The sequence below is a fragment of the Melioribacter sp. genome (assembly GCF_049325435.1).
Classification (GTDB): Bacteria; Bacteroidota; Ignavibacteria; order Ignavibacteriales; family Melioribacteraceae; genus Melioribacter; species Melioribacter roseus.
Genome location: NZ_JBMOLD010000001.1, coordinates 212536 through 226433, shown reverse-complemented (window position 1 = coordinate 226433; position 13898 = coordinate 212536). Strand labels below are relative to the sequence as shown.

The 13898-nt window shown below is 41.5% G+C and carries 17 protein-coding genes; all 17 read left to right on the top strand.

The features are described from left to right. Positions 1 to 332 precede the first annotated feature (332 nt). The 17 genes from ACOYVE_RS01000 to ACOYVE_RS00920 all read left to right on the top strand — a co-directional run bounded on the left by ACOYVE_RS01000 (position 333) and on the right by ACOYVE_RS00920 (position 13897). Positions 333 to 1712 carry a HEAT repeat domain-containing protein gene (locus ACOYVE_RS01000; RefSeq protein ID WP_014856780.1) on the top strand — a complete coding sequence of 460 codons (1380 nt, stop codon included), beginning with the start codon at positions 333 to 335 and terminating at the stop codon, positions 1710 to 1712. A gap of 10 nt (positions 1713 to 1722) precedes the next feature. Beyond that, the gene (locus ACOYVE_RS00995; RefSeq protein ID WP_226990949.1) at positions 1723 to 2640 is read left to right on the top strand and encodes a CheR family methyltransferase; all 918 of its coding nucleotides are present in this window, start codon (positions 1723 to 1725) and stop codon (positions 2638 to 2640) included. A gap of 8 nt (positions 2641 to 2648) precedes the next feature. Beyond that, positions 2649 to 3014: a response regulator gene (locus tag ACOYVE_RS00990; RefSeq protein WP_014856782.1), complete on the top strand. Its 366-nt coding sequence runs from the start codon at positions 2649 to 2651 to the stop codon at positions 3012 to 3014. Positions 3015 to 3025: 11 nt separating this feature from the next. Next, entirely contained in the window at positions 3026 to 3403 is a 378-nt protein-coding gene (locus ACOYVE_RS00985) for a response regulator (RefSeq protein ID WP_014856783.1), read from the top strand. A 13-nt stretch (positions 3404 to 3416) separates the two neighbouring features. Further along, positions 3417 to 4205, top strand: coding sequence for a protein phosphatase CheZ (locus ACOYVE_RS00980; RefSeq protein WP_014856784.1), 789 nt, complete (start codon positions 3417 to 3419; stop codon positions 4203 to 4205). Next, the gene (locus tag ACOYVE_RS00975) at positions 4198 to 6024 is read left to right on the top strand and encodes a chemotaxis protein CheA (protein ID WP_226990950.1); all 1827 of its coding nucleotides are present in this window, start codon (positions 4198 to 4200) and stop codon (positions 6022 to 6024) included. Before ACOYVE_RS00980 ends, ACOYVE_RS00975 begins: the two co-directional genes overlap by 8 nt. Then, positions 6017 to 7108, top strand: a complete 1092-nt coding sequence (locus tag ACOYVE_RS00970) for a protein-glutamate methylesterase/protein-glutamine glutaminase (protein WP_014856786.1) — start codon at positions 6017 to 6019, stop codon at positions 7106 to 7108. The genes ACOYVE_RS00975 and ACOYVE_RS00970 overlap by 8 nt, the downstream gene beginning before the upstream one ends. Beyond that, on the top strand, positions 7074 to 7319 hold the full coding sequence (locus ACOYVE_RS00965; protein ID WP_041356064.1) for a hypothetical protein: 246 nt from the start codon (positions 7074 to 7076) through the stop codon (positions 7317 to 7319). Before ACOYVE_RS00970 ends, ACOYVE_RS00965 begins: the two co-directional genes overlap by 35 nt. Positions 7320 to 7448: 129 nt before the next feature. After that, positions 7449 to 7844, top strand: a complete 396-nt coding sequence (gene flgB / locus ACOYVE_RS00960) for a flagellar basal body rod protein FlgB (RefSeq protein ID WP_014856787.1) — start codon at positions 7449 to 7451, stop codon at positions 7842 to 7844. Further along, a complete protein-coding gene (gene flgC, locus ACOYVE_RS00955; protein ID WP_014856788.1) occupies positions 7841 to 8344 on the top strand; it encodes a flagellar basal body rod protein FlgC in 504 nt (167 codons plus the stop codon). Before flgB ends, flgC begins: the two co-directional genes overlap by 4 nt. 1 nt (position 8345) lies before the next feature. Then, positions 8346 to 8582: a hypothetical protein gene (locus ACOYVE_RS00950; RefSeq protein ID WP_014856789.1), complete on the top strand. Its 237-nt coding sequence runs from the start codon at positions 8346 to 8348 to the stop codon at positions 8580 to 8582. A gap of 2 nt (positions 8583 to 8584) precedes the next feature. After that, positions 8585 to 8866, top strand: coding sequence for a flagellar hook-basal body complex protein FliE (gene fliE, locus ACOYVE_RS00945; RefSeq protein ID WP_014856790.1), 282 nt, complete (start codon positions 8585 to 8587; stop codon positions 8864 to 8866). Between the two features lie 2 nt (positions 8867 to 8868). After that, the gene (gene fliF / locus ACOYVE_RS00940; RefSeq protein ID WP_014856791.1) at positions 8869 to 10494 is read left to right on the top strand and encodes a flagellar basal-body MS-ring/collar protein FliF; all 1626 of its coding nucleotides are present in this window, start codon (positions 8869 to 8871) and stop codon (positions 10492 to 10494) included. After that, on the top strand, positions 10484 to 11518 hold the full coding sequence (fliG, locus tag ACOYVE_RS00935; protein WP_014856792.1) for a flagellar motor switch protein FliG: 1035 nt from the start codon (positions 10484 to 10486) through the stop codon (positions 11516 to 11518). The genes fliF and fliG overlap by 11 nt, the downstream gene beginning before the upstream one ends. After that, entirely contained in the window at positions 11511 to 12134 is a 624-nt protein-coding gene (locus ACOYVE_RS00930) for a FliH/SctL family protein (protein WP_014856793.1), read from the top strand. Before fliG ends, ACOYVE_RS00930 begins: the two co-directional genes overlap by 8 nt. Continuing rightward, positions 12131 to 13456 carry a flagellar protein export ATPase FliI gene (gene fliI, locus ACOYVE_RS00925; protein WP_014856794.1) on the top strand — a complete coding sequence of 442 codons (1326 nt, stop codon included), beginning with the start codon at positions 12131 to 12133 and terminating at the stop codon, positions 13454 to 13456. The genes ACOYVE_RS00930 and fliI overlap by 4 nt, the downstream gene beginning before the upstream one ends. A 9-nt stretch (positions 13457 to 13465) precedes the next feature. Next, positions 13466 to 13897 (top strand): flagellar FliJ family protein, encoded by a 432-nt coding sequence (locus ACOYVE_RS00920; protein WP_014856795.1) that lies wholly within the window; start codon positions 13466 to 13468, stop codon positions 13895 to 13897. Position 13898: the final 1 nt, after the last annotated feature.

Sequence of the window (13898 nt, the reverse complement as noted above, 5' to 3'; positions counted from 1 at the left end):
TTCCGCCGATAAACTCGGATTTTTCCCTTCCGTATTGCAAGCCTTCCGCGCAAATACAAACCGAATTTTATTACACAATATTATTATCGGAAAAAATATTTAATTATTTAATTTTTTTTGAAAAAGAAAATGAATAATAGCGGACAAAATATATTCATTTTTTTGCTAAAACTTTTGTCAAATAGTTCGATAATAGGATGAAGAATTTTTGGCAGCTGGCTAATATTCGACACTATTGAAAATAAAATCGGTTAAAAAGAGTTATTAAAAGCCGTTAAAAAACAGGCATATTTATTGTATAAGTAAACCGAACAAAAAAATATAAGAGAATTATGGAAAAAGAGGCTCGTAATCAAACCGTAAATTCTGAGAATAGATCTGCCGACGACATAATCCAGGAACTTTATTCCTTTGTCGATAAAGGAAATCTGGACGGCGACCTGGAATTTATTTGCGGACTAATTTCTCACGAGGATAAAGGGGTTCGTAATGCGGCTACTATGCTCCTGTTAAATAAAAGACCCGAAAAAGCGCCAAAATATATTGCGCCTTTTATATCGTCGGAAGATATAGCAGTGCGAAATCTCGCCGGCGAAATATTGGTGAAATTGGGCAAACTGTCCGTACAACCGCTTATCGAATACAATACAGACAAAAACGACGACGACCAGAAATTTATTATCGACTTGCTCGGTTTGATAGGCGATCCTACGGCGGGCAATCACATTATGGAAGTTCTCAGCGCTACGGATAACGATAATGTTATTCTTGCATGCATCGAAGCTCTCGGAAACGTCCGATTCGAAGAATCGATCGACATACTGCTTTTGTTCTATGAAAGGAACGAACTATATAAACCGACGATTGTAGAAGCGCTAGGTAAAATCGGTTCGCAAAAAGCCCTCGATTTCCTTCTTGCCAAATTCAATATGGAAGACGACCTTACAAAATATTCGATACTCGAAAGTCTGGGCGCGATAGGGGATATCAATACATATTTCTTTTTATTGGAACAAATTCCCAATATTCACGGTCCGCTCGTTTGGCCGTTAATTACTTCCATTTATCAGCTAAAAGAAAAATTTAATCTCGACATCCCATACGACGACAAGATGAAAAGCCTTCTTTTGTATACGCTCAACGAAGGCAGTCCCGAACACAAAAAAATTGCGCTCACTTTGATTAAGATTTTCAACGACAAAGATATTCTGCTGGCAAGCCTGAAATTCCTGGGCGACGATTACGAACTCGACGATATGGTGCGCGAAAAATTATATAACAATATTGAATATTTTCTCGAAGAAATTCCTCACTTACTCGACTCGAAACCCGAAAATATAAAACATATTTTGAATCTTTTAATGGGAATAGTTTCTTCGATAAGCTACGAACAAAAAGAATCGATTCCGTTGCTGTTGATCCGCAATATACTGCATGCCGTAAGCAATTATCTGAATCATCCCGACGAGGAAGTAAGGCGTACGAGCATGGAAATCCTTTTCTATCTCGACGTCGAAACGGCATTCCTCTTTATCGATACAATGGTAGCCGACGAAAATATTTGGAATAAAATGAGATTGATTGAAATACTCGAACTGCTCGAAGTGGACGCTTCGACCGAAACTCTTTCAAGAATGTTGAACGACGAGGATGAAATGGTGCGCGAACGAGCCGCCGAAATAGTTAATTACAGAAAATCCACTATTAATTGAAAAAAGAATTATGAACCAGTCATCGGATTTGAAATTATCGGAGTTCAGAAAAAGCCTGGGTAGCGTGCTTCCTAAGCAAATGACTATGTCCCTTCCGTTATTTCAGGAAATACGGAAATATATATATGAAAGTACGGGAATCTATTTCCAGGACAACAAAAAATATCTTCTCGAAAGCAGACTCCAACGACGTATAAATTATCTGGGGCTCAACAGTTTCGAGGAATATTTTTCGCTTCTAAAACGGAATTCAAATCCTGAAGAGAAAAGATATTTTTACGAAGCTATCACAATCAACGAAACTTTTTTCTTCAGGAATCAGCCTCAGCTCGACGCCATGGCGTCGAAAATATTCCAGGAAATTATTAACAATAAAAAATTCCAACCCGGTTTGCTGCCTCACCAGAGAAATAAAATTAGAATCTGGAGCGCGGCAAGTTCTTCCGGAGAAGAAGCCTATTCGATCGCTATGGTGTTTCACGATTTGATTCAACCGAAATATCCCGACGTAACTCTTGAAATAGTCGGAACGGACATAAACACAAGCGTTGTGGAAACGGCAAAGGAAGGAGTATACAAAGAATATTCGATACGGAATATCCCCCCTTATTATCTCAAAAAGTATTTTAAGATAAACGGCAATTCGTACGAAGTGGTGCCGGAAATTAAAAAGTTTGTTTCTTTTAAAGTAATGAATCTTTACGACGACATTATGATGCGCACGATGACGGGATTCGATGTAATTTTTTGCGCCAACGTTTTAATTTATTTCGATACGGCTTCGAAAATAAAAGTGGTTTCTCATTTATATAATTCTTTGAACCGCGGAGGATATCTTTTTATCGGATATTCCGAAACGCTGCAGGGAATTTCGAAAGCATTTAAGCTGGTTAGTTTTCCTAAAACTGTTGGATATAAAAAGGAGTAGTTAAATAAATGAAACGAGTAATATTAGTAGCGGACGATTCTCCTACTATCAGAAAGTTTGTAAGCGTTGCGTTAAGTACGAAAGGCTACGAAATTATTGCTTGCGCCGACGGTATGGAAGCGCTGGAAAAATTGCCCGGCAATAAAATCGATCTGCTCATAACCGACCTTAATATGCCGAATATCGACGGTTTCCAGTTAATAAAATCGATTAGGGAAAACGAGGAGTATAAAGAACTTCCGATAATCGTATTGTCTTCGCTGGGAAGCAGCGAGGACATACATCGCGGTCTGGAATACGGAGCCAATTCGTATTTAATAAAACCGTTCGACCCCAAAAGAGTTTTATATGAAGTTTCAAAATATCTGAATTAGGAGTAATAAAAATGGCACTAAAATTCTTAGTTGTAGACGACTCTGTTACCATGAGGAGAATTGTTGCAAATTCTCTCAAATCAATCGGGTACGAAAATTTCGTCGAAGCCAGCGACGGCAAAGAGGCTCTGACGAAATTGAATTCCGACGACACAATCAATTTCGTAATTACCGATTGGAACATGCCGGAGGTTTCGGGACTGGAACTCGTTAAAGCCATCCGTTCCGACGAGAAGAAACAATCGATCCCGATTCTAATGGTAACTACAAGAGGATTGAAAGAAGATATTCTCGAAGCCCTGCAGGCAAAGGTGAACAATTATATTGTAAAACCTTTTACTCCTCAAATACTTCGCGAAAAAATAGAACAAATTTTAGCCAGCGCTTAATCAGAGGTAAATAATGGAAAATAAACTCAGTATGGAACAGGTATTCGAGAAATTAGGGGACTTGAAGCAATTTTTCATCTTCGGTCAGAAAATTGTCCCGCTCTTCAAAAAGATAATCGATTTTATGACCGATATAGTCCCGCTTCTCGAAAATGTAAACAATTCGATTCAGGATACAACGAGTAAAATTCCGAAAGCCGCTCATCAAATCAGCAGCGTTACGAGCGCAACGGAAATTGCCACGAGTGAAATTCTCGACATTGTCGATTCGATGTCGAATGATATGATAAAGATTAAAAACGAACTGAGCGATTTGAAAAACGGTTTTCTCAATCAACGAGTCGCTCTCGACGCATTCGCTCAAAAAGCAACCGGTTTGAACGGCGAGTTGGATGAATTGAAATCCAATCTAAGCATCGACGAGCTTGAGAAAAAAGTAATTTCGCTCGAGGAAGTAATCAATAAAATTGAGTTGGACGCGACAAATATAACAATTTCTTTGCAGGTTCAGGATATTACGGCGCAGCAACTCGCTTCGGTCAATCATCTGATCCATTCCGTTCAGGATAAATTATCCTCTCTGTTAATCGATTTTAATCGACAGGACGGGGTAGTTCTGCCCGAAACCGAAGCTCCTAAAGTTGATCCTAAAGCATTCAACCCGGACGCAAAATACGACAGAAGCGAAAGTCATCAGTCCATAGCCGATCAACTTATCGAGCAAACGAAAAAACAAAACAATGACAACGGCAGCAAAGCGTCACAGGAAGAAATAGACAAACTTTTTCGGAACAATGGCTGATACAACACAAAACCCAATGCTCGTAGACCCGGAGATGAAAGAAATTGTCGACAGCTTTTTGCTGGAGACAAAAGAAATTCTTGAAAATCTCGACGTCGACTTGATGGAACTCGAAAAATCTCCGGAAGATCTTGACCTCTTGAACAAGATTTTCAGGTCTTTTCATACCGTCAAAGGAACCTCCGGCTTTTTAGGTCTTGAAAAATTACCGGAAGTCACTCATAAATGCGAAGATATTCTGAATAAATTAAGAAAAGGAGAAGCAAAGCTTACCACCGAATTGATGGACGGCATTCTTCTCGGCTTCGACACTATCAAAGAATTGCTCGTAAAAATCGAAAACGATAAAAACGAAGACGTAGAAGTCGATAATGTAATTAACGTTTTACAAAGTCTTCTGGCGGGAATAAGTTCTGAATCTTCGCAGGACGCGCCCGATACTCCCGTTCAAAACGAAGATAAATCGAGCGCACCGGCGGACCAACCGGTTGAACAAAAAGAAAACAATATTACCGCAGCCGGAGATAACGCGCCAAAAGAAGATGTCCCTAAAGAAACTGATCAACCCAAAAAAGTTGCCATGCCCAAATCGGCACCCAAGACGGAACCGAAAAAAGCGGATAACACCATTCGCGTCGAAGTAGAGCGACTCGACGCTCTCTTGAATATTGCTTCGGAATTGGTCCTGGGACGCAACAGGCTTACTCAGGTTAATAACCAGTTCGCTCTCGAGTATGAAGGAACCGGTTATGCAAAAGACCTTGCCGACGCAACCAAGCAAATCGATCTGATGACCACAGAGCTGCAGCTTGTGGTTATGAAACTGAGAATGATCAAGATAGGCAAGGTGTTCAACAGATTCCCGCGTCTGGTGAGAGATTTGTGCAAAGAGTTGAATAAAGAAGTGGAATTGAAAATCTTCGGCGAGGATACCGAAGTAGATAAGAACCTGATTGAAGAAATTAACGATCCTCTTGTGCACTTGATTCGTAACTCCGTCGATCACGGAGTCGAAAAACCCGAGGCGCGCGAGGCAGCCGGCAAGCCGCGCAGAGGGACTGTTATTCTTTCTGCCGAACACGAAGGAAACAATATAGTTATTACAATCGAAGACGACGGCAAAGGAATCGATCCGGAAGTTATTAAAGACAGAGCCATTAAAAAAGGATTTCTTTCGCCCGAAAGAGCAAAAGAACTTTCAAAGCAAGAAGCATACAACTTGATATTTCATCCCGGGTTTTCGACCGCCGAACAGGTCAGCAACGTCTCCGGACGAGGCGTCGGTATGGATGTGGTCAAAACAAACGTTACAAAACTTAGAGGCACAATAGCGGTTGAATCGGAAGTGGGCAAAGGAACCAAAATAATTCTACGCCTGCCCCTGACGCTTGCTATTATTTCCGGTATGATTGTCGAAGCATGCGGTCAAAAATTGGTTATTCCGCTTCATTCGGTTATCGAGGTAATTAGAGTAAATAAAGAACAAATTGAAACCGTAAGAGGCCGAGAGGTAATAAATCTGAGAGATACCGTTCTCCCGATTGTCGGACTCGACGAATTAATTAACCATTCGGGCAACGGAAACGGCAATGAAAAACAATGGCAGTATATTGTTGAAGTGGGTATTGCCGAAAAGAGATTCGGCATTAAAGTGGACGACCTCGTCGGCCAGCAGGAAGTTGTAATCAAATCGTTAGGCAATTATCTCGGCAAAATCGACGGTATTGCAGGCTCGACGATTATGGGCGACGGAACGGTTGTAATTATTCTTGATATTAACGAATTATTCAACAAAATGGAAAAGCGGTTAGATGCATAACATTTCGGTTCTTGTGGTAGACGATTCCGCTTTCATGAGAAAATCGATTTCTCTGATGCTTGAAAGCGACCCTTCGATTAAAGTGGTGGCTGCCGCGCGTAACGGCGAGGAAGGCGTCGAGCTGGCTCGGAAATTACGACCCGACTTGATTACGATGGATATCGAAATGCCCGTTATGGACGGTTTGACGGCGCTTAAAAAAATTATGGAGACCGCTCCCACTTCGGTAATAATGATAAGTTCTTTGACGACCGAAGGAGCCGAAGCCACAATCAAGGCGATGGAATTGGGAGCAGTCGACTTTATTCCGAAAGAACTTTCGTATGTGAACGTTAATATCGGCAAAATAAAAGAAGACCTGATTTCCAAAGTCAAAGAGATTACTCGCCATAAACTTATCGCCTCCCGTTTAGAACGCATTCGCAATATAGAAAAAAGAAAACCCGTTTATACCTCCGCGAAAGATTTGCCCCAAATGCATTATGCCGCGCTGTCGATCGGTATCTCGACCGGCGGTCCTCTTTCCCTTCAGAAAATTATTCCGAAATTGTCGGGAAGTATAAATATACCGGTCTTTATCGTTCAGCATATGCCGCCCAAATTTACAAAATCACTGGCAGACAGACTCAATTCTTTGTCGCAGCTCGAAGTCAAAGAAGCCGAAAACGGCGAATTGGTCAGAGGAGGAGTGGTTTATATTGCGCCGGGCGGTCAACATATGAAATTGAAAAAAGTAAGCAACCTGAATTATACGATTGATATTACCGCGGAACCGGCTAATACGCTGCATCGTCCATCTGTCGACGTTACAATGACGTCCGTTATAGAGCATTATGGAAAAAATACTCTTGCAGTTATTATGACGGGTATGGGCAAAGACGGGCTCGAAGCCGTCCGCCTATTGAAATCTAAAGGCGGCGTTGCAATTGCTCAGGACGAAGATACCTGCGTCGTCTACGGTATGCCGAAAGCTATTGTAGACTCGGGACTTGCGGATTTGGTTTTACCGCTCGAAAAAATACCAGAAACAATAAACGGAGCTTTAGTAAATGGAAAAGAATCAGTTCGAAGATATAGTAATTAAAGACTTTAATGTAACATCCTCCAAGTCGGGTAATTTAATTAAAGCCAAAGACGTTAAATTAAACGGCTATTCCAAGATTACCGTCGAAGACGACGAAAACGAAGACGTTAAAATTTATTTGAAAAAAGATATAAACGACGTTGTCAAAGAAATCAAATTCGTATGCTCCTGCGGTCAAACCAAAACGGTTATACTCGATTATAATGATTAATAATTGCCAACTGTCTAATTTTAGCCATTCTTTTCTCCTTCATATCACTTAAAACACCCGTTTTTAAGCCTTTTTAAGATGGCACTTGTTTTGGATAGTTTTATTTAAAAATATCCAAGATAAGAGGAAATGGGAAATTCAATTAAACTTCTCGAAAATCTTTTAGACTATTGTTCCGTAAAGAACAAAGTAATAGCAAATAATATTGCTAATATTCATACCGAAAATTACAAGCGGGAAGACGTTGAATTTAAAAGCCTCCTGGAAGAAAATTCCAACGCGCTTTTGAGAACGACTGAATCCAGGCATTTACGAATGTTAAACGATCCTTTGGACAGACAAAATCGCTTCAGAATAGTAACCGACGACTCGTCGGAAAGTCTGTCTGGCATAAATAACGTAAATATTGAACAGGAAATGGCTGAACTGGCGGAAAATACTCTGAGATTCAAATTCGCTTCTAAAAAAGTTGGCGAATACTACAAAATGATTCAAAAAGTAATAAACGGAGGAGGAAGATTTTGAAATTATCAGGCAGTTTGTTCGGTCTCGGTATAAGCGCTCGCGGTATGAGTATCCAGCGTAAGAAAATGGAGCTCATCTCGCAGAACATTGCAAACGCCGATACGGTACGCAGCGTGGACGGCCAACCGTATCAACGCCAATATTTACGTGTGAGACAGGAACAGAACAGTTTTGCCTCCAGGCTGAAATTGGAAGAAGGCGAATTGATAAGACTGAACGCCACCAATCCGAATCATTTTGTTCGCAACGACGTAAAATCCTTAGGCTTGCCGCCGGTAAACGACGATGTTGAAATTAATGTGGCTGAGGACCCCAAGCCAGGCGATCTGGTTTATATGCCCGATAATCCGGATGCAGATGAGAACGGATATGTGCGAATGTCGAATGTGAATATTATAAACGAAATGGTCGATATGATTGCCGCCACAAGGGCTTACGAAGCAAATCTCACGGCGTTAAATTCGTCAAAGCAAATGATAAAAGATTCTCTGGAGATATAACATGAAGATTACCACAAACTCGTTCGGCAATTATTCTCTCAATCGTATTAATCAGAACCAACAGATACATAAAGCGGCTCAGGCGGATAAAAAGCCTGAAATTACAAATGCAGAAAAGAAATTCTTCGCTAATCTTTATCCCGAAAAAACGGATGAAATTCTCAAATACGAATTCTACAATGCCAAAGGTAAGGTTAGCGGAGTTACGGTCGGGTCATTATTTGATAAGAGAGGTTAATCATGAAAATTGACGGTTTAAGCGGCTTTATTGCCAATGCCATCAATCAGGAACAGAAAAAGCAAGTCGATTCGGGCAACGTTTTTGCCGATCTCCTCAAAAGCGTAAATCAAGCGCAGGCTGAGTCGGCAAAAGCTATCGAAGATTTTGTCGCCGGCAACGGAGTCGAACTTCACGAAGTGATGATAGCCGGCGAAAAAGCGAAAACGAGTCTCGATTTGTTGATGGAAATAAGAAACAAAACAATCGACATGTACAAAGAACTAACTAAAATACCGATATAATTATGAATTCAAGTCCATTACAAGCTTTATTTGGTATAATTAACAAACTGAATCCGAAACAGAAATTCATGCTTGCCGGTGGCGTTATTTCCACCGTGGTACTTCTGATCGTCATGCTTTTTTTCCTTAACGAGCCTAATTATACGACGCTCTATACCGGATTGTCTGCCGAAGACGCCTCGAAGGTCGTAGAATATTTGAACAGCCAGAAGATTCAGTATAAAATCGACGATAACGGACAAACGATTAAAATTGCCAGAGAAAAAGTATATGAAACCCGTCTGGCGCTCGCTGGAAGAGGCATTCCCAGTTCCGGCGTTATCGGGTATGAAATATTCGATAAGTCCACAATGGGTATGTCGGAATTTATGCAGAAATTGAATTACAAGAGAGCGCTCGAAGGAGAGCTGGCAAGAACAATCACTCAAATTGACGGAGTTGAAGGCGCCCGGGTTCATATTGTAATACCTCAAAAAACAATTTTCAAAGAAGAGGAAAAACTGCCGTCGGCTTCGGTTGTGTTAAAGCTGCGCAACAGTAATTTTATCGGCAAAGAAAATATCGCTTCGATTGTGAATCTGGTATCGAGCAGCGTCGAGGGTATGCCGCCGGGCAGAGTATCGATTATCGACACAAAAGGAAGAATCCTTTCAAACGACTCTGAAGAAGGACCTCTGGCGTTTGCCTCTACAAAACAATATGAAGTAAAACAATCGGTCGAAAATTACCTTGCCAAAAAAGCCCAGTCGTTACTCGACAATATTTTGGGATACGGAAATTCTGTAGTGAAAGTCAATGCCGATCTTAATTTCGACCAGGTAGAAAAAACAATGGAACAGTACGACCCGGAATCTCAAGTTGCCATTAGCGAACAAACAATCAAATCGAATAATGCCGGAAGCTCGTTAAAAGACACAACCGTGCAGTCGAGCGAAAATTCGCTCACCAATTACGAAATAAGCAAGACTATTCAAAAAGTTGTAGAAGGCAGCGGGAATATAATACGCCTGAGCGTCGCCGCAGTAGTTAATGATATACCGAAAGAAATAGATAACGAAGGCAAAAAAGAGATTGTTTACGAGCCGCGCTCACAGGAGCAGTTGAAGAAGCTGGAAGAACTTGTAAAAAACGCTGTCGGTATCGATCCGCAGCGGAACGACCAATTTTCGCTTGTGAGCATTCCTTTTGAAGTAAAACAAATTGAAGAAGTTCCGGAAGAAAAAGGGGCGCTCGGCGGAATTCCGAATGCCGACGAATGGATGAACGTATTGATCATGCTCTTTGCCATCATCTCCGCAATCTTTGTACTGAAGAGCTTAATGAAGAAATTGAAAAACGAAAAAATAATCATCGGCACGGTTAATACCGCATCTGCGGCGGATTCGCTTGCGCTCAGCGGAGGCAGCGCCGGCGCTCTGTCTCAGTCGAGCGCCGCATCGGGTATGATGCAGCAGTTGGCGCAGCCTCGTAAAAGACCGATGCTGCAGATAAACGATATCGAAGATGAAATTTCCGATGAAGCCGTAGCCAAAAAAACACAACAGGAAAAAATTATCAATTACGTTACTAAAAATCCGGGTGAAGCGGCAAAATTAATAAACGCGTGGATGCACGAAGATGAAATCTGAAAAACAACAGGAAGTAATGCTGGAAGACGTTAGCGGCGTCCAAAAAGCCGCTATGCTGATGGTGGCGCTTAATGTGGAAGCCGCCTCCGCTGTCCTTAAACATCTTGATCCGAATGATATCGAAGTGATTTCCGCCGAAATAACGAGAGTCAAAAACATACCGTCGAAGGTGGCGGATAAAGTTATCGAAGAATTCTACGGCATGGTAACGGCGCGCGAATACGTGCTAGAAGGCGGTTTGGACTATGCGCAGGCCGTGCTCGAAAAAACTTTCGGAGCTCCTAAAGCGGTTGAAATTATCGAAAAAGTCAAAAGACTTACTACCTTAAAAGGGTTCGACGTTCTTAAAAAAGCCGAGCCGACTCAACTAATCAACTTCCTGAGTAAAGAACATCCGCAAACCATGGCTCTGATTCTATCGCAGTTAAGTCCCGATCAAACGGCGGCGGCGCTGAAAGAATTGCCCGAAGACCTCAGAATCGACGTGGCTCATCGCATTGCCACGTTGGGTAAAATCGCTCCGCAAACGCTCAAACAGATAGAACATGTAGTCGATGAAATCGCGGGACTATCGATGAGCCAATCGGTCGGAAAACTTGGCGGCGCGAAATGTTTGGCGGGCATTTTAAACAGATTGAACGTCACTCTTACAAAGGATATACTTAATAAAATGGAGGAAATCGACCCGGAAACCGCTTACGAAGTAAAAAGACTGATGTTCATCTTCGACGAAATTATCAATATATCGGATAAAGACCTGCAGAAAATATTACGCGAGGTCGACCGTAAGGATCTGGCTCTGTCGCTCAAAATTGCAGACGAACGGCTGAAAGAAAAAATATTCAGAAACATGTCGGAACGCGCGGCAGACCTGCTGAAAGAAGAGCTCCAGTATATGGGCAAAGTAAAATTGAAAGAAGTAGAAACGGCTCAGGGCAGAATTATCGATATTATTAAGAATCTGGAAGAAGCCGGAGAAATATCGTTGAATATGAGAGGCGGTCCGGAGGAAGTTTATGTCTAACGTCCTTAAAATTAATGCCGGCAAAGCCAAACCGACCGTTAAAGTTTCTTCAAAAACTCAGGTGGTCGAAGAAGTAAATACCTTCGAAACCGGTCGGCAAAGGATCGAAGAAGCTTATAACAAAGGCTTTGAAGAAGGACGTAAAAAAGCGCGCATGGAAATCGAAAAAGATTATTCCGAAAAACTCTTCCAAAAGTACGAAGAAATTTATCATGTGCTTACCGCATACGAACAAAAAATGGAAGAATATGAAACGGCTTTCGAATTGCTGGTGGTGAATACAGCGGTTGAAATTGCGCGGAAAATTGTACGACGCGAAGTTGAAACCGAATCTTTGATAAACGATAATCTCAAAAACGCAATTTCCAAAATTATCGGCGCCAACGAAGTTATTATTAAACTTAATCCTGAGGATAAGGACGAGCTTAACGAATTCAGCAAAAGTTTACTGAACAACAGTTCTTTCAATAAAATAAAATTCGAAGCGGACGAAAGAATTGAAAAAGGCGGATGCCTGGTGGAAACGGAAATAGGAAATGTGGACGCGCGAATTTCGAGTCAACTCGAGGAAATTAGACTGAAACTGGAAGAATCGATTAATAAGAAAAACCAATGATCGAACTGGAAAACATAGTAGACAATTATCGTCGTGTAATAGAAAAAACTGACCCGCTGAAGGTTAACGGACGGGTTGTGGACGTGGTCGGTTTAATAATTGTTTCCGTCGGTCCTAATGCCGTTATGGGAGAAGTATGCAGCATTGTCGACAAGGATGGCAATGAAATATGCAAATCGGAAGTGGTAGGATTTAAGGATGGAAAAGTGCTGTCGATTGCGCTGGGCGAAGTGCATGCAATTTCGCCGGCGTGCGAGATTAAAGCGACAGGGAGAGGCTTTTATGTGGGAGTCGGTCATGAACTGCTCGGCAGAGTTATAGACGGACTGGGAAATCCAATTGACGGTAAAGGCGAAATAAACTATACGGCTTTCCGTGAAGCTCACAGGGAAGCTCCGAATCCGCTTGCAAGAAAAAGAATAACAACCCCTCTGCAAACCGGAATACGCGCTATCGACGGTTTGCTGACAATAGGCAAAGGACAAAGAATGGGAATCTTTGCCGGCAGCGGAGTCGGCAAAAGCGTTACTTTAGGTATGATCGCGCGGAATACAAGCGCAGACATAAACGTAATAACATTAATCGGCGAACGGGGCAGGGAAGTAAGAGAATTTATCGAAAGAGACCTGGGCGAAGAAGGATTGAAACGTTCCGTCGTTGTCGTTGCCACAAGCGATAAATCGCCTTTGATCAGAATGAAAGGCGCCTACGTGGGCACTACGATTGCAGAGTATTTCAGAGACCAGGGACTCAATGTAATGCTGATGATGGATTCGGTTACTCGTTTTGCCATGGCTCAAAGAGAAGTAGGACTGACAATCGGCGAGCCCCCGACAACAAAAGGATATACGCCGTCGGTCTTTGCGCTATTGCCTAAATTGCTCGAAAGAGCCGGCAATTCGGAAAAAGGTTCGATTACCGGAATTTATACGGTCTTGGTCGACGGAGACGATATGGTCGAGCCGATTGCCGACGCCGTTCGCTCGATACTCGACGGACATATAGTACTCTCCAGAAAATTAGCTAATAAAGGACATTATCCTGCTATCGATACTCTTCAGAGCGTAAGCAGGGTTATGCCGGATATTATCGATTCGGAACATTATAAAAAAGTAATGTCTTTCAACGAACTGCTGGCGACTTATCGCGAAGCCGAGGACCTTATTAATATCGGCGCATACGCAAGAGGAAGTAATCCTAAAATAGACCTTGCAATAAGCAAAATCGAGGCGTTGAACGGCTTCCTGAAACAGGGGATTTTCGAAAAAGCAAATTATCCCGATACTATTGAAAAGTTACGCCAATTGATCGATTATAATTAGGAAAGATGAATGTCTGAATTTAAATACAAATTCGAGTCGATTTTACGCATTAAAAATATTCTCGAAAAAAAAGTTTTAAAAGAGATAGCCGAAATTAATTTTGAAATTAATAAAGCGGAAGAGTTGAAAAAAAATTTGATTAAAAAATTAAAAGATTTGAACGAAACGGCTTCGAAAGGAAAAATAAAGGCGCTCGAATATAAAAGCGTTAAGGCGCATTGCAATTTGATCGAAAAAGAAATCGAAGAAGCGGAGCGTAAAATTCTGGATTTAATGAATAAAAAGAAAATGAAACAGGAAGAATTAAAAGAAAGAACGAAGGAAAGAAGAATCCTCGAAAAATTGAAAGAAAAAAAGTACGAAGAGTATATCGTGGAATCCAACAGAACAGAACTGAAACAACTCGATGAAATAGCGATAAATAATTTTAACAGGAAATAAA